26 protein-coding genes and 1 other RNA gene are annotated in these 25,235 nt (G+C 54.7%); 14 read left to right on the top strand and 13 right to left on the bottom strand.

Features of this window, described 5'->3' with window-relative positions:
• Positions 1-6 precede the first annotated feature (6 nt).
• Genes agaE through kbaZ form a run of 4 tightly spaced genes read right to left on the bottom strand, consistent with a single transcriptional unit; the run spans position 7 to position 3,464 of the window.
• Positions 7-885, bottom strand: a complete 879-nt coding sequence (gene agaE / locus M2433_RS17490) for a PTS N-acetylgalactosamine transporter subunit IID (RefSeq protein WP_059312191.1) — start codon at positions 883-885, stop codon at positions 7-9.
• Entirely contained in the window at positions 875-1,654 is a 780-nt protein-coding gene (gene agaW, locus M2433_RS17485; protein WP_429055839.1) for a PTS N-acetylgalactosamine transporter subunit IIC, read from the bottom strand. Before agaW ends, agaE begins: the two co-directional genes overlap by 11 nt.
• Before the next feature lie 10 nt (positions 1,655-1,664).
• Positions 1,665-2,138: a PTS N-acetylgalactosamine transporter subunit IIB gene (gene agaV, locus M2433_RS17480; RefSeq protein WP_429055841.1), complete on the bottom strand. Its 474-nt coding sequence runs from the start codon at positions 2,136-2,138 to the stop codon at positions 1,665-1,667.
• 18 nt (positions 2,139-2,156) lie between these two features.
• A complete protein-coding gene (gene kbaZ / locus M2433_RS17475) occupies positions 2,157-3,464 on the bottom strand; it encodes a tagatose-bisphosphate aldolase subunit KbaZ (protein WP_429055842.1) in 1,308 nt (435 codons plus the stop codon).
• 239 nt (positions 3,465-3,703) lie between these two features.
• On the opposite strand from kbaZ, the gene M2433_RS17470 reads away from it, so the two are divergent.
• Positions 3,704-4,507 carry a DeoR family transcriptional regulator gene (locus M2433_RS17470; protein ID WP_429055843.1) on the top strand — a complete coding sequence of 268 codons (804 nt, stop codon included), beginning with the start codon at positions 3,704-3,706 and terminating at the stop codon, positions 4,505-4,507.
• 106 nt (positions 4,508-4,613) lie between these two features.
• On the opposite strand, the gene garD is transcribed toward M2433_RS17470, so the two are convergent.
• A complete protein-coding gene (gene garD / locus M2433_RS17465; RefSeq protein WP_429055845.1) occupies positions 4,614-6,185 on the bottom strand; it encodes a galactarate dehydratase in 1,572 nt (523 codons plus the stop codon).
• A gap of 374 nt (positions 6,186-6,559) precedes the next feature.
• On the opposite strand from garD, the gene garL reads away from it, so the two are divergent.
• The 12 genes from garL to M2433_RS17405 all read left to right on the top strand — a co-directional run bounded on the left by garL (position 6,560) and on the right by M2433_RS17405 (position 19,700).
• Positions 6,560-7,330 (top strand): 2-dehydro-3-deoxyglucarate aldolase, encoded by a 771-nt coding sequence (garL, locus tag M2433_RS17460; RefSeq protein ID WP_429055847.1) that lies wholly within the window; start codon positions 6,560-6,562, stop codon positions 7,328-7,330.
• A gap of 20 nt (positions 7,331-7,350) precedes the next feature.
• Entirely contained in the window at positions 7,351-8,241 is an 891-nt protein-coding gene (gene garR / locus M2433_RS17455) for a 2-hydroxy-3-oxopropionate reductase (RefSeq protein ID WP_429055848.1), read from the top strand.
• A 59-nt stretch (positions 8,242-8,300) separates the two neighbouring features.
• An RNA gene (rnpB, locus tag M2433_RS17450) (RNase P RNA component class A) lies at positions 8,301-8,677 on the top strand.
• A 386-nt stretch (positions 8,678-9,063) separates the two neighbouring features.
• Complete coding sequence (locus tag M2433_RS17445; RefSeq protein ID WP_429055850.1) at positions 9,064-9,582, top strand: hypothetical protein; 519 nt, start codon at positions 9,064-9,066, stop codon at positions 9,580-9,582.
• A gap of 10 nt (positions 9,583-9,592) precedes the next feature.
• Positions 9,593-10,999 carry a PAAR domain-containing protein gene (locus M2433_RS17440; RefSeq protein ID WP_429055851.1) on the top strand — a complete coding sequence of 469 codons (1,407 nt, stop codon included), beginning with the start codon at positions 9,593-9,595 and terminating at the stop codon, positions 10,997-10,999.
• Complete coding sequence (locus M2433_RS17435; RefSeq protein ID WP_429055852.1) at positions 10,989-11,405, top strand: hypothetical protein; 417 nt, start codon at positions 10,989-10,991, stop codon at positions 11,403-11,405. The genes M2433_RS17440 and M2433_RS17435 overlap by 11 nt, the downstream gene beginning before the upstream one ends.
• A gap of 818 nt (positions 11,406-12,223) precedes the next feature.
• Positions 12,224-13,144: a transcriptional regulator TdcA gene (gene tdcA, locus M2433_RS17430; RefSeq protein ID WP_429055853.1), complete on the top strand. Its 921-nt coding sequence runs from the start codon at positions 12,224-12,226 to the stop codon at positions 13,142-13,144.
• A 114-nt stretch (positions 13,145-13,258) separates the two neighbouring features.
• Positions 13,259-14,248: a bifunctional threonine ammonia-lyase/L-serine ammonia-lyase TdcB gene (gene tdcB, locus M2433_RS17425; protein ID WP_429055855.1), complete on the top strand. Its 990-nt coding sequence runs from the start codon at positions 13,259-13,261 to the stop codon at positions 14,246-14,248.
• Positions 14,249-14,257: 9 nt separating this feature from the next.
• Positions 14,258-15,589, top strand: a complete 1,332-nt coding sequence (gene tdcC / locus M2433_RS17420) for a threonine/serine transporter TdcC (protein ID WP_429055857.1) — start codon at positions 14,258-14,260, stop codon at positions 15,587-15,589.
• A 29-nt stretch (positions 15,590-15,618) separates the two neighbouring features.
• Positions 15,619-16,827, top strand: coding sequence for a propionate kinase (gene tdcD / locus M2433_RS17415; protein ID WP_429056031.1), 1,209 nt, complete (start codon positions 15,619-15,621; stop codon positions 16,825-16,827).
• A gap of 15 nt (positions 16,828-16,842) precedes the next feature.
• Positions 16,843-19,137, top strand: coding sequence for a formate C-acetyltransferase (gene pflB, locus M2433_RS17410; RefSeq protein ID WP_429055859.1), 2,295 nt, complete (start codon positions 16,843-16,845; stop codon positions 19,135-19,137).
• 152 nt (positions 19,138-19,289) lie between these two features.
• On the top strand, positions 19,290-19,700 hold the full coding sequence (locus tag M2433_RS17405; RefSeq protein WP_047347743.1) for a Spy/CpxP family protein refolding chaperone: 411 nt from the start codon (positions 19,290-19,292) through the stop codon (positions 19,698-19,700).
• 89 nt (positions 19,701-19,789) lie between these two features.
• Here M2433_RS17405 and M2433_RS17400 read toward each other — a convergent pair whose 3' ends face one another.
• Positions 19,790-20,491 (bottom strand): pirin family protein, encoded by a 702-nt coding sequence (locus M2433_RS17400; protein WP_023294637.1) that lies wholly within the window; start codon positions 20,489-20,491, stop codon positions 19,790-19,792.
• Positions 20,492-20,595: 104 nt separating this feature from the next.
• On the opposite strand from M2433_RS17400, the gene M2433_RS17395 reads away from it, so the two are divergent.
• The gene (locus M2433_RS17395) at positions 20,596-21,498 is read left to right on the top strand and encodes a LysR family transcriptional regulator (RefSeq protein ID WP_023333543.1); all 903 of its coding nucleotides are present in this window, start codon (positions 20,596-20,598) and stop codon (positions 21,496-21,498) included.
• 40 nt (positions 21,499-21,538) lie between these two features.
• Here the strand turns inward: M2433_RS17395 and M2433_RS17390 are convergent, their stop codons facing one another.
• The 7 genes from M2433_RS17390 to M2433_RS17360 all read right to left on the bottom strand — a co-directional run bounded on the left by M2433_RS17390 (position 21,539) and on the right by M2433_RS17360 (position 25,108).
• Positions 21,539-21,904: a DUF805 domain-containing protein gene (locus tag M2433_RS17390; RefSeq protein WP_063430965.1), complete on the bottom strand. Its 366-nt coding sequence runs from the start codon at positions 21,902-21,904 to the stop codon at positions 21,539-21,541.
• 106 nt (positions 21,905-22,010) lie between these two features.
• On the bottom strand, positions 22,011-22,997 hold the full coding sequence (locus M2433_RS17385) for a glutathione S-transferase family protein (protein WP_429055861.1): 987 nt from the start codon (positions 22,995-22,997) through the stop codon (positions 22,011-22,013).
• 71 nt (positions 22,998-23,068) lie between these two features.
• Positions 23,069-23,461 (bottom strand): DoxX family protein, encoded by a 393-nt coding sequence (locus M2433_RS17380; RefSeq protein ID WP_014833394.1) that lies wholly within the window; start codon positions 23,459-23,461, stop codon positions 23,069-23,071.
• A 250-nt stretch (positions 23,462-23,711) separates the two neighbouring features.
• Positions 23,712-24,008, bottom strand: a complete 297-nt coding sequence (locus tag M2433_RS17375) for a YqjK-like family protein (RefSeq protein WP_429055863.1) — start codon at positions 24,006-24,008, stop codon at positions 23,712-23,714.
• Complete coding sequence (locus M2433_RS17370; RefSeq protein ID WP_014885329.1) at positions 24,005-24,403, bottom strand: phage holin family protein; 399 nt, start codon at positions 24,401-24,403, stop codon at positions 24,005-24,007. Before M2433_RS17370 ends, M2433_RS17375 begins: the two co-directional genes overlap by 4 nt.
• A 1-nt stretch (position 24,404) precedes the next feature.
• Positions 24,405-24,710, bottom strand: a complete 306-nt coding sequence (locus tag M2433_RS17365) for a DUF883 family protein (protein ID WP_008503141.1) — start codon at positions 24,708-24,710, stop codon at positions 24,405-24,407.
• Positions 24,711-24,739: 29 nt separating this feature from the next.
• Positions 24,740-25,108 carry a DUF1090 domain-containing protein gene (locus tag M2433_RS17360; RefSeq protein ID WP_429055865.1) on the bottom strand — a complete coding sequence of 123 codons (369 nt, stop codon included), beginning with the start codon at positions 25,106-25,108 and terminating at the stop codon, positions 24,740-24,742.
• Positions 25,109-25,235: the final 127 nt, after the last annotated feature.

Genomic DNA, 25,235 nt, shown 5'->3' with positions numbered 1-25,235 from the left:
TTGCTTTTACAGGAAGTGACAGAACTTACCGACAACGCCCAGCACCACGGTGATACCAATCAGCCGCAGCGGGCTCCAGCCACGGCGCACCAGCCAGAACATGGTCAGGGTGTAGACCAGCGGCAGAAATGCGGGCATCAGCTTGTCGATAACGTCGGCCTGCAGCTTGACGACCGCATCCCCGGCTTTGATTTCGAGGGTAGTGTTGAGACGGACATAGGTTGCTACCAGCGCGCCGATCACCGTCATCCCGACGATGGAGGCCGCATGGCCGACCTTTTTGGTGTTGGCCTTGATCAGCGGAATGGCCGCAACGCCCATCCGGTAAGCGTAGTGCGCCAGACCAAAACGCAGGCCGAGGTGCACAACGTTAAACAGTACGATAAAGACCACCGCGCCCAGAATCGATCCCTGCAGCGCCAGGCTGGCACCAATGCCGCCGCAGATGGGCAGAAGGGTAAGCCAGAACATGGCGTCACCGATGCCGCCGAGCGGCGCACCGACGGCAATTTTGGTGCTCTGGATGCTGTTCACATCCTGCTTGGAGCGCTCCATCGCCAGAATAATGCCGATAACAAAGGTCACGAGGAACGGGTGGGTATTGAAGAAGCCCATATGGCCTTTCATCGCCCGCGCCAGGTCCCGCTTGTTGGTGTGGATCTTTTTCAGCGCGGGCAGCAACCCGTACAGCCAGCCGGAGGCCTGCATACGTTCATAGTTGAACGAGGCCTGCAGCAGCATTGAACGCCAGGCGACGCGGTTAATATCTTTTTTCGTCAGTTCGGCACCAATGCTTTGGTCTTCGTAGACGTTTTCGTTGACGCCGGTCAGCAGGGTCTCTTCGGTTTCAGACACGCCCGGTAACGTTGTTTGATTAGATGCCATCTTCGAATTCCTCTTTCTGGGCCGCTGGAGCCGTCGGTTCAGGTGATTTACGCATCAGGTCGATCAGCGCCATAGCCAGCGCGGCGGCCGCAATCGCCAGGACCGGAAGCTTGAGCCAGGCCGCGGCGACAAAGCCGATAATGAAGTAGGGGATGTAGACGTTTTTCATCATGATCTTCAGCAGCACGGCGAAGCCGATAGCTGGCATGATGCCGCCCGCGACGCCGAGGCCGTCAATCAGGCGTGTCGGCAGAACGTCAATGGCGGTTTTCGCGTGCTCCGCACCGAAATAAATAGGCAGAAACGCGCACAAGAAATAGAAGATGCCGAGCGCCAGCAGGGCCAGATAGTTAACCCGTTCAATGCCGTTGGTATCCGCATTGGCCGCCATGCGATCGCAGCGGGACATCACGCCAGACATCACCGAGAAGAGGAACGTAATCCCCATCTGTACCGCAACAGCAAACGGCACGGCGACGCCAACGGCAACTTCTGGCTTCACGCCTGTGCTGATGGCAAATGCGGTACCCACAATCGTGCCGATAATGACGTTTGGCGGCTGTGCGCCCGCGAGTGGCGCCAGGCCCATCCAGACCAGCTCTAACGTCCCGCCGGTCAAAATCCCGGTGTGCAGATCGCCAAGAATCAGGCCAACCAGCGGCCCGAGAACGACCGGGCGGTGCATGTGCGTTAACCCGTTAAACATATCCAGACCCGCGATAAAGGCGAGAAGCCCCAGCGCGAATGCCTGCAACAGACTGATTTCCATTGTGAATCCCTCAGAGCAGTTTAAAGAGATCCAAAGCAGCTTCTGTCGGAACGCCCTGAACAAAGCATTCCACCCCGGCCGTTTTCAGGCCGTTGAACGCGGCGATATCGTTCGCGTCGACGGAGACCGTTTTGGCAATTTGTTGTTTGCCGCTGGCGTAGTGCATGTTTCCTACGTTGATACGGGTGATGGGCACGCCGCCCTCAACCAGCTTCAGAAAATCGGCGGGAGATTTACAGACCAGCAGGATTTTCTGGCGATCAGCGGCGCGATGAATGTTGTCGATGACTTTTTGTAATGACCAGAACCGCACGGCGATCCCTTCCGCGAGCACCATTTCCATCAGGTTCTGTTGAACAGGATCCTCAGCCACCTCATCGTTGGCGACCAGAACCAGGTTTGCCCCCGCAAACCCTACCCACTGCACGCCCACCTGACCGTGAATCAGGCGTTCATCAATGCGGCATAAGACAATGTTTGGCATCGTGCTTTCCTCTTTTTATTATGCGTTTTGCGTCGTTACGCCTTCGCAGGCGGCGTGGTATTGCTGGAGTATGTCCTGAATGTGGTCGAGGATGAGTTCCCGAGGCGTTGACTTGAGAGCGCCCTCGCGAACTTTGCTGTACTGCAGCGGCAGGTACTGGCTGATCAGCGGCAATGGAATGGGGTCGTTTGCCAGGTTGCGTACCAGCCGCGCGAAGGCTTCGTCGATCTGGCTGTCCGGCCAGTAATAACGCACGCGGTCAGAGTAGCTGTAGCCGCGCGCCAGGCGACGCGCGTTGCCGTCACCGTGGTAATGGCTTTGCCAGTACTCCGGTCGGTCGAGCATCACGTTTTCCAGCACGTGGCGCAGGCCAGAACTGGCCTTCGCTGGCAGCAGCTCCTCTTCGATAGCGGCCAGTGAGAAGAGGGCTTCGCGCAGGGCAAAGGTCAGAGCCGGACCGACTTTTAAGATGGCGAAGTGATCGTTTACCAGTTGGCGCAGCGCCTGCGGCGTCTGGTAGTCAGTGGAGTGCGCTTCAAAAACCAGCGTATCGTAGGTTTCCACCATTTCGCTCAGGGCGATGGCTTTTTCCGGCCGGTAGTCGCAGACGTGTGCGTGGTCGAACTCCACGCCGGGCTGCACCACCAGGCCAATAATGCGCGGCCAGATGTCGCTTAATCCTTCCTTTTCGAACGCGTGACGATGCGCTTCAAGCGTCGCGCGCGCCGCGTCTGGCGTGGTGACCTCAAGCTCGGTGAGCGTGTCGTGCGCGCCACCCGGCACCGGCACCTCCGTGCCGATAACGTAGACCAGATCGGATTCACCAAACTGTTCCCGGCAGGTCGTTTCGGCAATTTTCGCCAGACGTGCGGCGCGTTCGGCGACGATCGCGTCGGTCAGGGGAACCGGATCGTCCTCACAGGACATGCTGCAGTCGAGGTGGATCTTTTTGAACCCGGCAGCGACATAGCTTTTAATGAGATCGTCGGCATTGGCCATGGCTTCCCGCGCGGGCAGGTGTTGCCAGCGGTTTGGCCCTAAGTGATCGCCACCGAGGATCAGCCGTGACGCCGGGAATCCAAGAGAATCTGCCAGCCTGCAGACGAACCCGTGAAAGTCGGCGGGCGTCATGCCGGTGTAGCCGCCAAACTGATCGACCTGATTAGAGGTGGCCTCAATCAGCAGCGGCGTCTGCTGTGAACGGGCGTAACGAATTGCGGCTTCAAGTACCAGCGGATGCGCGGAGCAGACAGCATAAATTCCGTTTGTCTTCCCCCGTTTATGCTGCTCCACCATTTCTGTCAGATGTTTCACTTTCCTCTCCATGTCGGATGGTAATGATACTTATCTTTCGTTTTGTTTCATTTAATCCTGCATCATGGTGATATAAAAATAAAACGAAAGATAATAGTTTTCCGATCTGTTTCACAAAAGAAACATAATGAAAGGTTTCAGCGCAGGTCAAGCGAATATCAGGCGGGCTTTCAGAGCTTGCATTCCCCCAAAAGAAAGGCGTTAATAGGCAAAACGAAATAAAACGAAAGTGTTTTTACTAAGGAGCTGGCATGGGCAGTACCGATCCATCCGCAGAAAAGCGCATCACCGGCACCAGTGAAAGGCGAGAGCAGATCATTCAGCGACTGCGGGCGCAGGGAAGCGTACAGGTTAACGATCTTTCTCATTTATATGGCGTATCAACGGTAACGATCCGCAACGATCTGGCATTCCTGGAAAAACAGGGCATTGCCGTGCGCGCTTACGGCGGTGCGCTCATCTGCGAGGGCAATACGCCGGGCGCTGAGCCTTCTGTGGAAGACAAAAGCGCGCTCAACACGGCGGTGAAACGCAGCATCGCGCAGGCCGCTGCCGCGCTGGTGAAGCCCGGACACCGCATTATTCTGGACTCCGGTACCACGACCTTTGAAATTGCCCGCATGCTGCGTCAGCACACGGATGTCATTGCCATGACCAATGGGATGAACGTGGCGAATGCGTTGCTGGAGGCGGAAGGCATTGAGCTGCTGATGACCGGCGGGCACTTGCGCCGCCAGTCGCAATCCTTCTACGGCGACCAGGCGGAGCAGTCCTTACAGAATTATCACTTCGATCTGCTGTTCCTGGGCGTTGACGCCATCGATCTCGATCGCGGCGTGAGCACGCATAACGAAGACGAGGCCCGCCTGAACCGCCGGATGTGTGAAGTTGCGGAGCGTATTATTGTCGTGACCGACTCCAGCAAGTTTAACCGCTCAAGCCTGCATAAAATCATTGATACGCAGCGGATTGATATGATTATCGTCGACGAGGGGATCCCGGCGGAGAGCCTGGACGGATTGCGTAAAAGCGGGATTGAGGTGGTGCTGGTTTAAAGGGGGTTTTTCCCCTCACCCTAACCCTCTCCCCATAGGGGAGAGGGGACTGCTCGGTGCGGTTTTTACCCTCTCCCCTATGGAGAGAGGGCAGGGTGAGGGGCAATCACGTCACCGGCGCCGGGTTAAACACCGCCAGCTGGTTATGCAGTCCCCATTGGTCAGAGAAGGTTTTCTTCCGCCCGCTCGCCACATCCAGAATGAAGTGGAACAGCTTCCAGCCTACCTCTTCAATACTCTCTTCCCCGGTAGCGATGGTGCCCGCGTTGATATCCATTAAGTCATACCAGCGGTTTGCCAGCTCGGTGCGCGTCGCCATTTTAATCACCGGCACCGCCATCAGGCCGTACGGCGTACCGCGCCCGGTGGTGAAGACCTGCACCGTAATACCTGATGCGACCTGCTGCGTGCCGCAGACGAAATCGCTGGCCGGCGTTGCCGCGTAGATCAGGCCGCGCTTCGTCGGGCGCTGGCCGGGAGAGAGCACTTCGGCAATGGCGCTCTGGCCGGATTTGGCAATGGATCCGAGGGCTTTTTCCACCACGTTTGCCAGACCGCCCTTTTTATTCCCCGGAGAGGGGTTGGCGCTGCGGTCGGTTTTGCCCATGTCGAGATAGTTGTCGTACCAGGCCATCTCCTCAAGCAGGCGCTTGCCGACCTCTTCATTGACGGCGCGCGGGGTAAGCAAATGGATGGCGTCACGGACTTCGGTCACTTCGGAGAACATCACCGTGGCGCCGCAGCGAACAAGCAGATCGGACGCATAGCCCACCGCCGGGTTGGCCGTCACGCCGGAGAATGCATCGCTGCCGCCGCACTGGGTGCCCACCACCAGTTCCGAGACCGGACACGTTTCGCGCTGGCGGCGGTTGAGTTTGTTCAGATGGCGCTCCGCGACCTGCAGAATATCGTCGACCATTGAACGAAAACCGACGTGGCGTTCGTCCTGCAGGCGCACAATGCTGGCCTCGTCTGCCGGGATGGCTTTGACATCTTCCGGGCCCTGCAGCAGACGCTCGGGCTGGAGCTTTTCGCAACCCAGACCGATCACCATCACCTCACCGCCAAAGTTCGGGTTAAGGGCGATGTTGTGGATGGTTCTGATGGGCACAACCGCTGCAGGCGCGTTAATTGCCACGCCGCAGCCGTAAAGGTGATTCAGGCCGACCACGCCGTCCACGTTCGGGTACTTCGGCAGCAGATCGCGCTCGATGATTTTCACCACGTAATCCACTACGCCCGCCACGCAGTGCACGCTGGTGGTAATGCCGAGCAGGTTTTTGGTGCCGACGCTGCCATCTGCATTGCGATAGCCTTCAAAGGTATAGCCTTCCAGTGGGGGAAGCGGCTCCGGCACGCGGGTTGCCAGGGGCAGCGTATTGAGCGGCGGTGCTTTTGGCAGCTCAACCAGCGACTCCTCAATCCAGCTACCCTTCGGAATGAAGCGGACGGCATAGCCGATCACTTCGCCGTAACGCACGATTTCGCTTTGAGCAGGAATGTCCACCAGGGCGACTTTATGTCCCTGCGGAATATGCTCTGTCAGCTCCAGCCCGTCCGGGAAGCGGGTTCCTGCTTTTAAGCCATTGTCGTTGACAATAATCGCCACGTTATCGGTGTCATGCACTTTTATATAGAACGCCGTCGGCGATGCGTGTCGAATTTCAATGTCGGCCATTGTTCACTATTCTCCAGCAAAGTGTCTGATAATAAATTCAGCCAATTTTCTAATGGTAGAAATAAATACGCGGCTTTCAGAAATAAAGCATGTCAGCAGATGGGATATGAAAATGTGATCCCGATCGCTCCCGAACCAGTAATGCCTGATTCTGTGCATTAGCGCCCAGTGCTTTGTGCATATGCTCAAAATATTATCAAAATGCACCGGAATGCTTGAGCATTAAAACAATGTGCAGTGGTGGATAGCGTCTTATACTGAATGACGATTTTATAACGCCAAACCAGCTCAGAATAATAAATATAACCCTGTCGCTGCGTCGGAATAAATAAAATGATATTGAACAAGGCTGCGGAATTAAAAAGGTAAACGCGATGAATAACGATATCTTCCCGAATAAGTTTAAAGCGGCCCTTGCGGCACATCAGATTCAGATTGGCTGCTGGTCCGCGCTGGCCAACCCCATCAGCACGGAAGTGCTGGGTCTGGCCGGTTTCGACTGGCTGGTGCTGGACGGCGAGCATGCGCCGAATGATATCAGCACCTTTATTCCACAGCTGATGGCGCTGAAGGGCAGCCGCAGCGCGCCCGTGGTCCGCGTCCCCACCAACGAGCCGGTGATCGTTAAGCGTTTGCTGGATATCGGTTTCTATAACTTCCTGATCCCGTTTGTCGAAACGCAGGAGGAGGCGGCACAAGCCGTGGCGTCAACACGCTATCCCCCGGAAGGGATCCGCGGCGTCTCCGTTTCACACCGCGCCAACATGTTTGGCACCGTACCGGACTACTTCGCCCAGTCCAACAGCAACATCACCATCCTGGTCCAGATCGAGAGCCAGCAGGGCGTCGATAACGTCGATGCGATTGCCGCCACCGACGGCGTGGACGGTATCTTCGTCGGCCCAAGCGATCTGGCTGCCGCGTTCGGACACCTGGGGAATGCCGGTCATCCGGACGTACAGCGTGCCATTCAGCACATCTTTGCCCGCGCCAAAGCGCACGAAAAACCGTGCGGCATTCTGGCACCGGTTGAGGCGGATGCCCGCCGCTATCTGGAGTGGGGAGCCACGTTTGTTGCCGTCGGCAGCGATCTCGGCGTATTCCGCTCGGCCACGCAGAAACTAGCGGACGCTTTTAAAAAATAACCATCATTGAGGAAAAGACTATGACGCTGAAAGTGGGTTTTATTGGCCTGGGGATTATGGGTAAACCAATGAGTAAGAACCTCATTAAAGCAGGTTACTCACTGGTGGTATCCGATCATAATCCGCAGGCCGTGGCTGAGGTGATAGCGGCTGGCGCAGAAGCGGCCACCACCGCTAAAGCGATTGCTGAGCAGTGCGATGTCATCATCACCATGCTGCCAAACTCACCGCATGTAAAAGAGGTTGCGCTGGGTGAGAATGGCATTATCGACGGTGCGAAACCTGGCCTGGTGCTGATCGATATGAGCTCTATCGCGCCGCTCGCAAGCCGTGAAATCAGCGAGGCGTTAAAAGCGAAGGGCGTTGATATGCTGGACGCGCCGGTCAGCGGCGGTGAGCCGAAAGCGATCGACGGCACGCTGTCGGTCATGGTCGGCGGTGACAAGGCTGTTTTCGACAAATACTACGATCTGATGAAAGCGATGGCGGGCTCCGTGGTGCATACCGGGGACATCGGTGCCGGTAACGTGACCAAGCTGGCAAACCAGGTAATTGTGGCGCTAAACATTGCCGCCATGTCGGAAGCGCTGACGCTGGCAACCAAAGCGGGCGTCAACCCGGACCTGGTCTATCAGGCGATTCGCGGTGGTCTGGCGGGCAGTACCGTGCTGGATGCCAAAGCGCCGATGGTCATGGACCGAAATTTCAAACCCGGCTTTCGCATCGACCTGCATATTAAAGACCTGGCCAACGCGCTGGATACCTCTCACGGCGTGGGGGCACAGCTGCCGCTGACCGCAGCGGTTATGGAGATGATGCAGGCGCTGCGCGCGGATGGCCTGGGCACAGCCGACCACAGCGCGATTGCATGCTACTACGAAAAGCTGGCGAAGGTGGAAGTCGCGCGTTAATCGCGTCTTGCCCACGCCTGAGGGTGACAGCGGCGCGCAAACCCTCTATACTGCGCGCCGAAGCTGACCAGACAGTCGCCGCTTCGTCGTCGTCCCCTTCGGGGGAGACGGGCGGAGGGGAGGAAAGTCCGGGCTCCATAGGGCAGGGTGCCAGGTAACGCCTGGGGGGGAAACCCACGACCAGTGCAACAGAGAGCAAACCGCCGATGGCCCGCGCAAGCGGGATCAGGTAAGGGTGAAAGGGTGCGGTAAGAGCGCACCGCGCGGCTGGTAACAGTCCGTGGCACGGTAAACTCCACCCGGAGCAAGGCCAAATAGGGGTTCACATGGTACGGCCCGTACTGAACCCGGGTAGGCTGCTTGAGCCAGTGAGCGATTGCTGGCCTAGATGAATGACTGTCCACGACAGAACCCGGCTTATCGGTCAGCTTCAACTTCTTCTAAAACAATGCGTTGGTGTGTCTCAGGCTTTCTAAGGCAAAACTGTGACACAGGCTGTGATACAAACGAGGCACACCAACGACTGTTCCATCCCGAATATCCTAAAGCGTGGCAACCGCTACGGCCTTCATTTCCAACTACCTTCAGGTGGCTTTTTTTGCATGTCTCAGGGTTGCGATTCAGCCAACAGGGCAAAGTTTATATTGTCCGTAATGCAAAAGTTTCAATACTTCACATTCTGAATACAATTCCAGAAAATATTCATTTAAATAATATATTGAAATGATGTTTCATTTTTTTTGCAGGCTACTTCCGATACTAGGGTGTTATTTGTACAATGAGTATTGAATACAGACAAATTCACAGCAAGCAGAGGGAGTTATGCAGCAGTATACCAACGAACTTACTCTAGAGATTCAGGCTTCTTTTGATAAACCAGCTTTCAGTAATGAGCAACTTTCCGGAATGACTGAGGAATGGCAGGAGTTCCTTGCTAAACAGCAGGCTGACTTGAAACAGAATCCTATTATTGAGATCTACCGCATCGCGGTTGAAGGAAGTCTGACTCGTGGCGGCGGCATACTCAAAACCGCAACTGCTACTACGGAAATAGAGATCAGCAGCGGTCAAAAACTGCGAGTAGCTCAAACTCTGGATACTGTTGTTTATCCCGATGCCACAGAAGCGGCAATAATCAGTGGCGCAGGAGAAGCTGGACATAATAGCAGTGGTCAAAGCGTTGCGCTTGTTGGCAGTCGCCTCAGTAACGGTGATGAAATAATAAGCACACCACAAGGTACGGCAATACTGGTGCTTCGCCGTGGCATCCCAGCAGCTAAAGGATTTCTTGTTGACCATTTCGAAGTAAAAAAAGTATCTGAAACTGAGCTTATTCATTGAGAGATCACTGATGGTTACGCAAAGAACGCTTGCAAAGCTGGGTAATAAAACGAGGTTCGGCCACATTGTTTCCGCCTCATCAACTATTTTTGATGAAGACCATAATCCATTGGTGAGGGCTGGTGATAAAGCATGGTGCGATGTTTGCAAAGGTGCTTTTGAAATCAATGCAACCTATACCGGACTCCTCGAAGATGGCCTTATCGCGGGTGATGGTGATCTGGTTTTATGCAACTGCAAAGATAACTTTGTGATCGCTATATCTGGTTATACAGGTGAACGTCATCCGGGAATGATGACTGCTAAACCATCAACCTTTGGATTAGCCCCAGAACAACAAACTCAGCAAGAGCCAGAACAACTTGCCCAGACAGCTAAAAAGAAACGCACTGGTGTAGATGCTGGTTTTTGCGTAGTCCCTCGACAGTCGACAACCGAATCTTTCGAAAGCATCCTGTTTACTGGCGGTCAGCCAGAAGGAACCCGAGAACTTTACCGCTCACTTAACGGCGCGGGTAAGGAATACAGAGCAGGATCTATTCTGCTGGTGGTTGATCCTGATAGGCAGGACAGCGAACAGATCGCACATATGCAAGCTGCTAAACAGCGCATTGATACTGCTTTAGCGCCCCTCTCACACCAGCAAGCCAACTTCCTTTTCAAACACAAAGACACCATTGAGATGTTCGCCGCTGCTGCCAGTACGGCGAGCGATACTTATGGATACTCAGGACAAGCAACCGAAGCCGCGAAAGGGTATTTCGAACATGTAGAAAAAATCCTTGTCGAGATCGAGAAGACCTACAAAAACCAGTACATCACCAGCGGCACGCTGATCGGAGAACAATTTTTTGTTGAGCGCCGCCGCCTGTTTGGCCAGCTTGATAGCGTCCTTAAACTGTTCATGAAGCACCGATTCATGTTCAATGAATATGCAGATCTGAAACGCGCACTTGGCTTGTCCAGCAGTTCAATCACCCATCGCTGGAATGAAACAGGCGTTAGTGATATTGAAGGTTACGCGACACACATCGAGAAGCTGGCGAAATACGTCAAATGGATGGAAACCGCCGGGAAGATAGGCATTGGCCTTTCTGCCTTTGATGCCGCAGCGAAGATCACCGAAGCCTGCACGGTTGGACGAGATTGTGAGAAAACCGCTTTTACTTCCATTGGTGAGTTTACCGGTAGCCTGATCGGCGGTGCGATAGCTGGAAAAATTGCGGGTACAGCCGCAGCAAATACCGTCTGTGCGATAGTGCTTAGCGCTGCAACCATAGAAGCCGCAGGTGCCGGAGCATTACTTTGTACGCTTGGCGTAAATGGCGCTATTGCATATGGGAGTGATAAAGCCGCATCTGCGTTCGGTGGATTCGTTGGTGAATCGCTATATGAGGTTACAAGCAATGACCATTAATGATCTACTTAGCGCCAAGGCAACAGTAATTATTGGAGCACTTGCTTTCGGCTTCGGTATAGCCAGTATCATAGCCTCAGTTCTGAACAGGGATAGATTTAAAGAGATCTGCATCCTGTACAAAGAAAAATACGGTAGTCTGCCCGATGCTGTATTGCTGTTCGAGAACGTCAACACGCTTTATGTCAAAGTGGCATACAGCACAAAAGTGAGTTTTATATACATGCCGCTGTTGTGGAATAAAAGCTCAATCCTGACCAAAAACGATGACAAGGACTTTATTCGTGGGCTACCAAAACGGCTTATTGGCCCATTCTACGTGGAGATATACCTGGCGGTTGTCAGTCTGTTGTTTTTTGTCATTGGTGTATTACAAATGCTAGCAATTAGGCATGGCTGGGTGTGAAAAGTGCCTCACTCGGTGGCTTTACTCTGCCACACAAACTGAGATACAGTCTGCGACACAAGACAACTTCAGCGCCGCAGATGCCTGACGTATGGTTGAACGAAGCCGCCTTATCGGTCAGCTTCACCTTCTTAAAAAATCCCCGCTTCGGCGGGGTTTTTGCTTTCAGGGGATTGCAGGCCGGATAAGCGTAGCGTCATCCGGTAATCGCCTGAGCGACATCAATTCTCATATTTGCGATATTAAGCACATTTCACTGTTTTTATCGCCTCATGGTCTATGCAGCATCTGCTTACGATCGACATCACAAAATTTCACGCTAAAAAATCATCAATCTTCAGTGTTGATAGTTTGTTATGTTCGTTACCTTAATGATCGCGAATGTTTTCTCGTTTGATATGTAAATATTGAATTTAAAAACATTCGCCCCGTGAATGTGTGACGTATTCCTCTCTTTATCGGTAATCTGCAAAATTACGTCAGAAAATTTTGATAAATTAAAAGAATGTTTCAAATTAATAGTGGTTATTTATTGCCCTTTAATTGTCTGAAAGATCGTCTTTATTGATTTTTTATGAACGGTAAAATTTACGCTGGTTATCGCCATAAAATAAATTTATTACCGTGTGTTTTATTGATCAATATCAGCGTAATGACGTATTTTAATTTGCTTATTTTATTGATATTAAAGGTTTTTTATTGGCTTTTGTAGTGGCTTTGTTGGATGCGAAAAGGCAAATTGTGAGTAACAGCACATACCCCTTTAAACATTATTGAGTAGAATTCACCCCGTCATAGGGAAATAAGCGCAGAATATTATGAACACTATTATTCTACCGAAAACACAGCACCTCGTGGTATTTCAGGAAGTCATTAAAAGTGGCTCCATAGGTTCTGCAGCAAGACAGTTGGGCCTGACGCAGCCCGCCGTCAGCAAAATCATCAGCGATATCGAATCCTACTTTGGCGTGGAAGTGATGGTGCGTAAAAACACCGGCGTAAAACTCACTGCCGCGGGCCAGGTTCTGCTCTCGTACTCCGAGTCGATCACGCGTGAAATGAAAAATATGGTGAGCGAAATCAACAGCCTGAGCTTCAGCACCGTCATGGACGTCTCCTTTGGCTATCCGTCGCTGATCGGCTTTACCTTCCTGTCCGGGATGATCAAAAAATTTAAGGAAGTGTTCCCGAAAGCACGCGTCTCGATGTATGAAGCGCAGCTGTCGTCTTTCCTGCCGGCCATTCGCGACGGTCGGCTGGATTTTGCCATCGGCACGCTGAGCGATGAAATGCTGCTGCAGGATCTGCACGTCGAGCCGCTGTTTGAGTCCGAGTTTGTGCTGGTCGCCAGCAAGTCACGAACGTGCACCGGCCCGACGACACTGGCATCGCTCACGCACGAGCAGTGGGTGATGCCGCAAACCGATATGGGCTACTACAAAGAACTTCTGACCACCCTGCAAGACAACCACATCAGCATTGAAAACATCGTCCAGACCGATTCCGTCGTTACCATTTATAACCTTGTGCTGAATGCCGATTATCTGACGGTCATTCCCCGCGACATGATTGCCCCTTTCGGTTCCGATCAATTCATCGTCCTGCCGGTGGAAGATGAATTACCCGTGGCGCGTTATGCCGCCGTGTGGTCAAAAAATTACAGAATTAAAAAATCGGCGTCAGTATTAGTTGAGCTGGCAAAACAATATGCCTCACTCACCGGCGAAAGACGACGATGATGTATTAATCCCTGAGAGTGATTAAACCTTTATAAAACACCCAGAGTTTATATTAAAAATGCTCTGATACCCTGACTTTGCCCGAAAAGAATGAATTATTATAACGAGGATATTATGCATATTACCTACGATCTCCCGGTAACAATTGAAGATATTCAGGATGCCAGAAAACGGCTGGCAGGAAAGGTATATAAAACCGGCATGCCGCGTTCGAATTATCTCAGCGAACGCTGTAAGGGCGAAATATTCCTGAAGTTTGAGAACATGCAGCGCACCGGTTCGTTTAAGATCCGCGGTGCGTTTAACAAATTAAGCTCGCTGACCGACGCTGAAAAACGCAAAGGCGTGGTCGCCTGCTCCGCGGGAAACCACGCGCAGGGGGTCTCTCTCTCATGCGCCATGCTGGGCATTGACGGCAAAGTGGTGATGCCGATGGGCGCGCCAAAGTCTAAAGTGGCCGCAACGCGCGACTACTCGGCGGAGGTGGTGCTGCACGGCGAGAACTTTAACGACACCATCGCCAAAGTCAGCGAAATCGTCGAGATGGAAGGACGTATTTTTATTCCACCTTACGATGACGCCAAAGTGATCGCCGGGCAGGGCACCATCGGTCTGGAAATCCTCGAAGATTTATACGATGTGGATAACGTCATTGTGCCAATCGGCGGCGGCGGATTAATTGCCGGGATTGCCACGGCGATTAAATCCATCAACCCGACCATTAATATTATCGGTGTGCAGTCAGAAAATGTTCACGGCATGGCGGCGTCTTATCAGGCCGGGGAAATCGTCAATCATCGCGTCACCGGCACATTAGCGGACGGCTGCGATGTTTCTCGTCCCGGTAAATTAACCTTCGAGATTGTTCGTGAATTAGTCGATGACATTGTGCTGGTCACTGAAGACAACATTCGCGACAGCATGATTGCGCTTATTCAGCGAAATAAAGTGGTGACGGAAGGTGCCGGCGCGCTGGCCTGTGCCGCGTTATTAAGCGGCAAGCTTGACCACTATATTCAGGGTCGTAAAACCGTCTGCATTATTTCCGGCGGCAATATTGACCTGTCCCGTGTTTCCCAAATTACCGGCTTCGTTGACGCATAAAGGTGACCTATGAGCAACACAGAAAGCATTATCGTTGGCCAGACGAAAACGTCCTCCTGGCGTAAGTCTGATACCACCTGGACGCTTGGCCTGTTCGGCACCGCCATTGGCGCAGGTGTGCTGTTCTTCCCCATTCGCGCAGGCTTTGGTGGCCTGATCCCTATCCTGCTGATGCTGGTTCTCGCGTTCCCGATTGCGTTTTACTGCCACCGCGCGCTGGCGCGCCTGTGCCTGTCCGGCAGCAACGTCTCGGGCAACATCACCGAAACGGTGGAAGAGCACTTTGGCAAGACCGGTGGGGTGGTTATCACGTTCCTCTACTTCTTCGCGATTTGCCCGCTGCTGTGGATTTACGGCGTCACCATTACCAACACCTTTATGACCTTCTGGGAAAACCAGCTCCAGTTGCCTGCGCTGAACCGCGGCCTGGTGGCGCTGTTCCTGCTGCTGCTGATGGCTTTTGTTATCTGGTTCGGTAAAGACCTGATGGTGAAGGTGATGAGCTTCCTGGTGTTCCCGTTTATCGCCAGTCTGGTGCTGATTTCCCTGTCGCTGATCCCTTACTGGAACTCGGCAGTCATCGACCAGGTGAACCTGAGCGATATCGCCTTCACCGGTCATGACGGCATCCTGGTCACGGTGTGGCTTGGGATCTCCATCATGGTCTTCTCCTTTAACTTCTCTCCCATCGTCTCTTCGTTTGTGGTCTCCAAGCGCGAAGAGTACGAGCCACAGTTCGGTAAAGAGTTTACCGAGCAGAAATGTTCCAGAATCATCGGTCGCGCCAGCCTGCTGATGGTTGCCGTGGTGATGTTCTTCGCCTTTAGCTGCCTGTTTACGCTCTCCCCGCAGAACATGGCGGAAGCCAAAGCGCAGAATATTCCGGTGCTCTCCTACCTGGCGAACCACTTCGCCTCGATGTCGGGAACTAAATCGACGTTCGCGACGGTACTGGAATACGGTGCCTCCATCATCGCACTGGTGGCTATCTTCAAATCCTTCTTCGGCCACTACCTGGGGACGCTGGAAGGGCTCAACGGTCTGATCCTCAAGTTCGGCTATAAGGGCGATAAGAAGAAAGTGTCCGTGGGCAAACTGAACACCATCAGCATGGTGTTCATCATGGGCTCCACCTGGGTTGTTGCGTACGCTAACCCGAATATTCTTGACCTTATCGAAGCAATGGGTGCGCCGATCATCGCCTCTCTGCTGTGCCTGCTGCCAATGTATGCCATCCGTAAAGCGCCGGCCATGGCGAAATACAAAGGCAGACCGGAGAACATCTTCGTCACGATTGTGGGTCTGCTGACCATTCTGAATATCGTTTACAAACTGTTCTAACCAAAGCTCAGGAAGAGCGGAGTCACATGATGAATGAGTTTCCGGTTGTACTGGTTATTAACTGCGGTTCGTCCTCCGTTAAGTTTTCGGTGCTTGATGCCGGCAGCTGTGACGCCCTGCTGACGGGCATTGCGGACGGCATAAACACTGAAAAGGCCTTTATTTCCGTGAACGGGGGTGAGCCGGTCAGGCTGGCTCACCATGACTACGAAGGGGCGCTGGCAGCCATCGCCCTGGAGCTGGAGAAGCGTAACCTGATGAGCAGCGTGGCCTTAATTGGCCACCGCATTGCGCACGGCGGCGATCTCTTCAGCGAGTCGACCCTGATCACGGAAGAGGTGATTGCGCAGATCCGCCAGGTTTCCCCGCTGGCGCCATTGCATAACTACGCCAACTTAAGCGGCGTGGAAGCCGCAGAGCGCCTGTTCCCGGGCGTGCAGCAGGTCGCGGTGTTTGATACCAGCTTCCACCAGACGCTGTCGCCGCAGGCGTATCTGTACGGATTACCGTACCGCTATTTTGAAGAGCTGGGCGTGCGTCGCTATGGCTTTCACGGTACCTCTCACCGCTACGTGGCCGGGCAGGCGCAGGCGCTTCTCGGGCTGTCCCCCGATGACAGCGGCCTGGTGATTGCCCATCTCGGCAACGGGGCGTCCATCTGCGCGGTGCGAAATGGCGAAAGCGTCGATACCTCGATGGGGATGACGCCGCTGGAAGGGCTAGTGATGGGCACGCGCTGTGGCGACGTGGATTTTGGCGCAATGGCGTGGATTGCCCAGCAGACCGGCCAGTCGTTCGAGGACCTGGAGCGGGTGGTTAACAAAGAGTCGGGGCTGCTTGGCATCTCCGGCATCTCTTCAGATCTGCGGACGCTGGAAAAAGCCTGGCACGCGGGCAATGAACGGGCCCAGCTGGCAATCCAGACCTTTGTGCACCGTATCGCCCGGCATATCGCCGGTCACGCCGCGTCGCTGCACCGCCTGGATGGGCTGGTCTTTACCGGCGGCATCGGTGAAAACTCAACGCTTGTCCGCGCGCTGGTGGCGGAACGCCTGAAGGTGTTTGGCATCATCCTCGACGACGCCAAAAATGCCCTGCCGGGCAGCGCGGGTGAACGCGTCATCAGCACCGGGTCGTCCCGCGTGGCCTGCGCGGTTGTCCCTACCAACGAAGAAAAAATGATCGCACTGGACGCCCTCCGTCTTGGGAAGGTTACCCCGGCTGCGGCTTACGCCTGATAAAGCGAGAATAAGATGAAAGTAACAATCGATACGGGCGTCGCGCCCTACAGCGACGCATGGGCCGGGTTTCGCGGTGAAGAATGGAAAGACACCGTCAACGTGCGCGATTTTATTCAGCATAACTACACCCCTTATGACGGCGACGAAGCTTTCCTCGCGCAGGCGACGCCAGCAACGACGGCGCTGTGGCAGAAGGTAATGGTCGGCATTCGCCAGGAGAACGCCACCCACGCCCCGGTGGATTTTGACACCAATATCGCCACCACCATTACCGCGCACGGGCCAGGCTATATCGACCAGGATCTGGAGACGATCGTCGGCCTGCAAACCGATAAACCGCTCAAGCGCGCCCTGCATCCGTACGGCGGGATCAACATGATCCGCAGCTCTTTTGAAGCCTACGGCCGCGAGATGGATCCGCAGTTTGAATACCTGTTTACCGATCTGCGCAAAACCCACAACCAGGGCGTGTTTGACGTGTATTCGCCGGAGATGATGCGCTGCCGTAAATCCGGCGTGCTGACCGGTCTGCCGGACGGCTACGGGCGCGGGCGCATCATTGGCGACTATCGCCGCGTGGCGCTGTACGGCATCAGCTATCTGGTGCGCGAGCGTGAACTGCAGTTTGCCGATCTGCAGGGGAAACTGGAGCGCGGGGAAGATCTCGAGGCGACGATCCGCCTGCGTGAGGAGCTGGCGGAGCACAAACGCGCGCTGCTGCAGATCCAGCAGATGGCGGCGAACTACGGCTTTGATATCTCACGTCCGGCGATGAACGCCCAGGAAGCGGTGCAGTGGGTCTATTTTGCCTACCTGGCGGCGGTGAAATCTCAGAACGGCGGGGCGATGTCGCTGGGGCGCACGGCCTCGTTCCTCGATATCTACATTGAGCGCGACATGCAGGCCGGGCGGCTGAATGAGGTTCAGGCGCAGGAGCTGATCGACCACTTCATTATGAAGATCCGCATGGTGCGCTTCCTGCGCACGCCGGAGTTCGACACGCTCTTCTCCGGCGATCCGATCTGGGCGACGGAAGTGATCGGCGGCATGGGGCTGGACGGGCGCACGCTGGTGACCAAAAACAGCTTCCGCTATCTGCATACGCTGCACACCATGGGGCCTGCACCGGAGCCTAACCTGACGATCCTCTGGTCAGAACAGCTGCCGATCGCGTTTAAGAAATATGCCGCGCAGGTATCGATCGTCACCTCGTCGCTGCAGTATGAGAACGACGACCTGATGCGAGCCGACTTCAACAGCGATGATTACGCCATTGCCTGCTGCGTCAGCCCGATGGTGATTGGCAAGCAGATGCAGTTCTTTGGCGCCCGCGCCAACCTCGCCAAAACGCTGCTGTACGCGATCAACGGCGGGGTGGACGAGAAGCTGAAGATTCAGGTTGGCCCGAAAACCGAGCCGCTGCTGGATGACGTGCTGGACTACGACACCGTGATGGCGAGCCTCGATCACTTTATGGACTGGCTGGCGGTGCAGTACATCAGCGCGCTGAATCTCATTCATTACATGCACGACAAGTACAGCTACGAAGCCTCGCTGATGGCGCTGCACGACCGGGACGTTTACCGCACCATGGCCTGCGGCATTGCTGGCCTGTCGGTGGCGGCGGATTCCCTGTCCGCCATTAAATACGCCACGGTAAAACCGGTGCGCGACCACACCGGCCTGGCGGTCGATTTTGTGATAGAAGGGGACTACCCGCAGTACGGCAACAACGACGACCGCGTGGACAGTATTGCCTGCGATCTGGTGGAGCGCTTTATGAAGAAAATTCAGGCGCTACCGACCTACCGCAACGCGGTGCCGACCCAGTCGATCCTGACCATCACCTCCAACGTGGTTTACGGCCAGAAGACCGGCAACACGCCGGACGGACGCCGCGGCGGCACGCCGTTTGCGCCAGGCGCAAACCCGATGCACGGTCGCGACAAAAAAGGAGCGGTGGCCTCGTTAACCTCGGTTGCCAAGCTGCCGTTCACCTATGCCAAGGACGGGATCTCCTACACCTTCTCCATCGTGCCGCAGGCGCTGGGCAAGGACGAGCTGGTGCGCAAAACCAACCTGGTCGGGCTGCTGGACGGGTACTTCCACCATGAAGCGGCCATCGAGGGCGGGCAGCATCTGAACGTCAACGTCATGAACAGGGAAATGCTGCTGGATGCCATTGCGCATCCGGAAAATTACCCGAACCTGACCATCCGCGTTTCGGGTTATGCGGTGCGGTTTAATGCCCTGACGCGCGAGCAGCAGCAGGATGTAATTTCAAGGACGTTTACGCATTCCATCTAACGCAAAAAATGCCTCATGCCCCCTCAGCGCAGGGGGCATTTTTTTGCCCGCTTAACATACAAAATTGTTTATATAATTACTCACACATATTCATCCGCTCTTGAAAAACAATACGCCTGCTTTCCCCTATAACAGCTTGTAAGGACAGTAAGATGATGAAAATGACCCGTATTGCGTTGGCCGCCGCCGCGCTGGCCCTGTGCAGTTTTACGGCGCAGGCCGCGAACGTTGAGGCTGCCCCTTCTCCATCGCAGGATCCGCTGGTCCAGCACCTGAAGCTCAGCAATGAGCAGGTGAAGAAAATAGAAGACCTGCATAAGCAGCTGGAACAAAATGTCAGCAAAATTCCGATGACGGGCGTGAAGGACGGGGCGCTTATCGACATGTTCCAGGCGGGTAAATGGGACGAAAGTACGGTGAAAAGCCAGCTTACCGCGTTCAGCAAAATTGAAGAGCAGACCCGTTATTACCGCGTGAAGTATTACTTCGACGTCAGTCAGGTATTGACGCCGGAACAGCGTAAGCAGATCAGAACCGATATGGCTAACGCGCTGGCAGAGTGATTTCATCGTCGCGTACGGCGCTGGATGATTCTGCCGTGGCTCGATCGGTCCCCTCTCCCACCGGGAGAGGGTTAGGGTGAGGGCATTCTCTAAACCGGCAAATCAATCAGCAGCGCGCGCAGCGGCGTATCCGCCACCAGCGTGATATTCGCTTCATCACGAATAAACGCCCCGTCACCGCAGGTGAGCGCTTCTTTCTCTTCCGCATGCGTCACCGCATGCACCGTGCCGTGAATCGACTGTAAATAGGCGCGCGGGCCGTGAAGCTGGAAGCTCGCCTGTTCGCCTTTCTTCAGCTCGATATGGTGCAGCCACACCTGCTGGCGTAGCTGCAGACTACCTTTGCTGCCGTCCGGGGACGCGATCAACTGCTGCTTATCGCCCGTTAAATCTAACTTCTGTACCAGCGGATTTTCCCGCTCAGGGCAGGCATCGAGCCACAGCTGCATGCGGGTCAGCGTTTTGTCTTTGCTGAGGTTATGCTCGCTGTAGCTTATGCCCGGCTGCGTGGAAATTAACAACGCTTCGCCAGCCTTTGCCTGGACATGATTGCCCTCGCTATCGCGGTATTCTGCCTCGCCTTCCAGGATCAGGTTCAGGATATCGACTTTCGGATACGTACGCGGCTGGAAGGAGGCGCCCGGAGCGAGCACTTCCTGATTCAGCACGCGTAGTGATGCGTAACCGAGGAGTTTAGGGTCAAAGTAGTGTCCAAAGGAAAAGGTGTAGCGGGCCTGCAGCCAACCGAAATCGGCTTGTCCGCACTGTTTAGCTGTTCTTGTCGTAATCATAAACTTGACCTCTCTTTACACTAAAACAATGGTAAAGGTATGGACGCTGCATTGTTAGCCAGATATTCTGCCCGGTATGTTCAAATTTCCTGAATGAGAACGAGATGGCTAAAGAGAGAGCATTGACGCTTGAGGCGCTGCGCGTCATGGACGCGATTGACCGACGCGGCAGTTTTGCTGCGGCGGCTGATGAACTAGGGCGCGTTCCGTCTGCGCTGAGCTACACCATGCAAAAGCTGGAGGAAGAGCTGGACGTGGTGCTGTTTGACCGCTCCGGTCATCGAACAAAATTCACCAACGTTGGGCGGATGCTGCTGGAGCGCGGTCGCGTGCTGCTGGAAGCGGCGGATAAGCTCACGACGGACGCCGAAGCGCTGGCGCGCGGCTGGGAAACCCACCTGACGCTGGTGACGGAAGCGCTGGTGCCGACAGAAGCGCTGTTCCCGCTGGTGGACCGCCTGGCGGCGAAGGCCAACACGCAGCTGTCAATTATCACCGAGGTGCTGGCAGGCGCATGGGAGCGTCTGGAGACGGGCAGGGCGGACATCGTCATTGCGCCTGACATGCACTTTCGTTCCTCATCGGAAATCAACTCGCGCAAGCTTTACAGCGTGATGAACGTCTACGTTGCCGCCCCCAATCATCCGATTCACCAGGAGCCGGAGCCGCTCTCTGAAGTCACGCGCGTGAAGTATCGCGGCGTGGCGGTCGCGGATACCGCGCGCGAGCGCCCGGTGCTGACGGTGCAGCTGCTGGATAAACAGCCTCGTCTGACGGTGACCTCACTGGAAGACAAACGGCAGGCGCTGCTGGCCGGTCTTGGCGTGGCGACGATGCCGTACCCGTTTGTGGAAAAAGATATTGCGGAAGGACGGCTGCGCGTTGTCAGCCCGGAATATAGCCACGAGGTGGATATCATTATGGCGTGGCGTCGCGACAGCATGGGCGAAGCCAAATCGTGGTGCCTGCGCGAAATACCCAAACTCTTCGCCCACCACAATAAATAAGCGTATAGCCCGGTAAGCGTAGGCGCCACCGGGCTTTGATTTACACGCCGGCTTTCGGATCCGGACCAAAGCGGTTTTCACCTGGGGTGCCGCTCTGACAGTTGAAGATCAGAATCACGATCCAGCCGACAATCGGGATCAACAGCAGCAGTAACCACCACGCCGAACGATCGGTATCGTGCAGCCGACGGAACAGTACCGCCCACGATGGCAGCAGGACTAACAGGCCATAGATGGTAGTCAGCACGCCTTCTCCGCCAGCCCGCTCCCAGCCAAGAATTTTATCAATAATACCCAGCACCATAATGAGAATGAAGTTCACCAGAACAAACATCCAGTACTCTTTACGGCGGGCACGGCCACCAAATCCAATATAGTTACGCAGTACTTTTAAATACCAGTCCATTTTCCTTGCCTCATTAGTCAGTCAATCACTTGTTTTCTAAGCGATCGAGGTAAGGATAGATGGAGATTGTGAATTAAAAAAGGGCATCTATTGATGCCCTTAATATTTAACCAAACCGAACGTCGCGCCCGTGCGGTTCGTCCAGATCCTGCCACGGGCCAATGGAGATAATGCCCGTTGGGTTAATGGTCTTGTGGCTGCGGAAATAGTGGGTGCGGATATGGTCGAAGTCGACCGTGTCGGCGATGCCCGGCATCTGGTAGATGTCGCGCAGGAAACCATACAGGTTCAGGTAGTCGCTGATGCGGTGTTTATCGCACTTAAAGTGGGTAACGTACACCGGATCAAAGCGAACCAGCGTGGTCCACAGGCGAATGTCCGCTTCCGTCAGGCGGTCACCCGTCAGATAGCGGTGCTGGCCGAGGATCTGTTCCAGGCGCTCCAGCGATTCAAACACCTTCCCGACCGCTTCGTCATACGCTTCCTGGCTGGTGGCGAAACCGGCTTTGTAGACGCCGTTGTTGACGTTGTCGTAGATCCAGCCGTTCAGCTCATCAATCTTGTCGCGCAGTTCAACCGGATAGTAATCCCCGGCGCGGGCGCCGTGGGCGTCAAACGCGGTATTGAACATGCGGATGATTTCCGCAGACTCATTGCTGACAATCGTCTGGTTTTTCTTGTCCCACAGCACCGGCACGGTAACGCGCCCGGTGTAGTGCGGGTCGGCGCGCAGATAGAGCTGGTAAAGGAAATCGTGGTGGTAAAGATCGTCGCCGGTCGCGGCAGGGAAATCACCGTCAAACGTCCAGCCGTTTTCCAGCATCAGCGGGTTCACCACCGAAACCGGAATTAAAGATTCGAGACCTTTGAGCTTGCGCACAATCAGCGTGCGGTGTGCCCACGGGCAGGCAAGGGAAACATAAAGATGATAACGGTCTTTCTCAGCGGCGAAGCCGCCTTCGCCGCTCGGGCCAGGCGCACCGTCAGCGGTGAGCCAGTTACGGAAGGCCGAAGCTGAGCGCTTGAAGCGACCACCGGTGGATTTGGTGTCATACCAGACATCCTGCCAGACGCCGTCTACGAGTTGTCCCATTTTTTCTCCTCCGTCAGATAGCAAAAGCGAGGAGATATCTCCTCGCTTTGTGTTCATTCAGTATAGCGTGCTTACCACTTCTTATTCAGAACGCGGTCGATGCTGTATGCGCCTGGACCAGTGATGGCCAGCAGCAGGAAGCCACCCGCGATGGTCAGGTTTTTCATGAACATCAGAGAGTTTACGCCTTCCGCAAAGTTGCTGTGGAAGATAAATGCTGTCAGCAGGGTGAAGCCTGCGGTAAACAGCGCGGTCGTACGGGTCAGGAAGCCGAACAGTACCGCCAGGCCGCCGCCGAACTCAAGAAGAATGGTCAGTGGCAACAGGAACCCCGGAACGCCCATGGCTTCCATGTATTGCTGGGTACCCGCATAGCCGGTGATTTTTCCCCAACCTGCGACGATGAACAGAATTGGCATCAGAATACGTGCTACCAGTACACCAACATCTTCTAATTTTTTCATTTTACTCTCCAGGAAACCACATCAGCGGCTGAACTTTATTTGTCTGCAATTCCGGGTAGATACCGCGTCATTGCTGTCGATGGAGAGCATCATAAACGTGACGGTTGGCGATTGTTAGCAAGGAAAACTGTCAATCTAATTCAAAGATATTGAGTAAGGGGGCGCGCGCGGGTGCCCTCACCCCAGCCCTCTCCCACGGGAGAGGGGGCAAAAACAAAAAACGGTAACCAGGGTTACCGTTTTGCTTTTATCACCGCAGCTGCTGCTGTCGAATCGTGGATTTCACCAGCCGCCAGGCGCTCCAGGCACCAAATCCACGACGCGCCCAGCGGATCAGCATATTCGGATGACGAACCGTCCAGATAGCCATCACGCTGCTGCCGACCAGTGCCCATGAACGCAGGCTCAGGACGGTATTCCAGCCACGGTCAAAGCGTCTCGTCGCATCAATCCAGTCGCGACGGCTGGCAGACAGGTCCAGCCGTTGCTGCTGGATCTGACTTAACAGGTACGCTTTTCGCTTCTGACGTTCGGCTTTACCGCTCACGGCTTGTCATCCTCCAGCAGGGCGCGATCGTTAGCCAGCTCCTGGCGCGTATGGCGCAGGAACGTGGATTTACGCGCTTTGCGCAGCGTCCAGATACCGCCAATCAATGCCGCGACCAGGAGAACGACGGTGGTGGCAATCATCGCGTTGAGACGATACTGCGGGTCAATGGCCCAGATGATTAACACCATCAGGCTCATCAAACCAAACGCGGCGAAGAGCATGGTCAGCCCGAGCATCAGCAGCATCTGGAAGAGGTTTGCTTTCTCCTCTTCCAGCTCGACCACTGCCAGCCGGACGCGCGTTTCGGCAATCCCAACCAGCGTCGTTAAAATACGCTGGCCGATGCCGAGGACGTTGTTAGCAGGCCCTTGTGCGTGACGAGGATCTTCCATATCAACGACGCGTCAGAAGGACACCCAGTACCACACCGACTGCGGCACCAATTCCTACGCCCGTCCATGGGTTATCACGCACGTATTCGTCCGCACGGGCAGCCGCTTCGCGGGTCTGTTTCGCCAGCGCATCGCCGGTTTCACCCAGACGATAGCGGCTCTCCTTGAGCGCCTGCTCTGCTTTGCTGCGCAGTTTGCTGACCTCTTCTTTTGACTTATCAGCAGAGGAGTTCAGCACCTCTTCAAGGGTATCGGCCAGGGATTTCAGTTCAGCGCGCAGATGTTCAGACGTCGTATCTTTTGACATGATTCTCTCCTGTTGAGATTTCCGTTAACTCAATAATCGCGAGCTTCCAGCGCTTTCAGGTCGTCCTGCGCTTCTTTCAACTTCTTCTCGCGCTTGGCAATTTTTTCCGCATCCCCTTTCTCTTTCGCTTCCTGCAGGTCGCGACGGCGCTCGGCTATCTCGTCCTTCTGTTCAGCGATTTTTTTCTGGTGATCGGCACGAAGCTTGCTGTCTGAACAGTTCGCTTTCACTTCGCTCAGCGCCTTTTTAAGACCATCAACACGGTGCTGATTGTTATGCTTTTCGGCATAATCGATCTCACGCTGAATATCCTGTTCTTTCTCCTGACAGAGAGAGGTTGCGAAGGATGCTGTGCTTAAAGAAAAAAGGGCCAGAGCCAGAGTAATGCGGAATTTCATTATCGAAACCTTCCATTGTGTTACGGCGTAAGCCGTTATCCAAAGTTATGCGGAGTACATTCGAGGGATGCTCCGCGTACTTAAGCATAGTAAGTAAACGGGGGATTCACCAAAGTGAGTGAAAAGA

This window comes from Enterobacter sp. AC1, from assembly GCF_050434705.1.
Lineage (GTDB): Bacteria > Pseudomonadota > Gammaproteobacteria > Enterobacterales > Enterobacteriaceae > Enterobacter > Enterobacter cloacae_L.
This window is presented reverse-complemented; position numbering and strand designations above follow the sequence as displayed.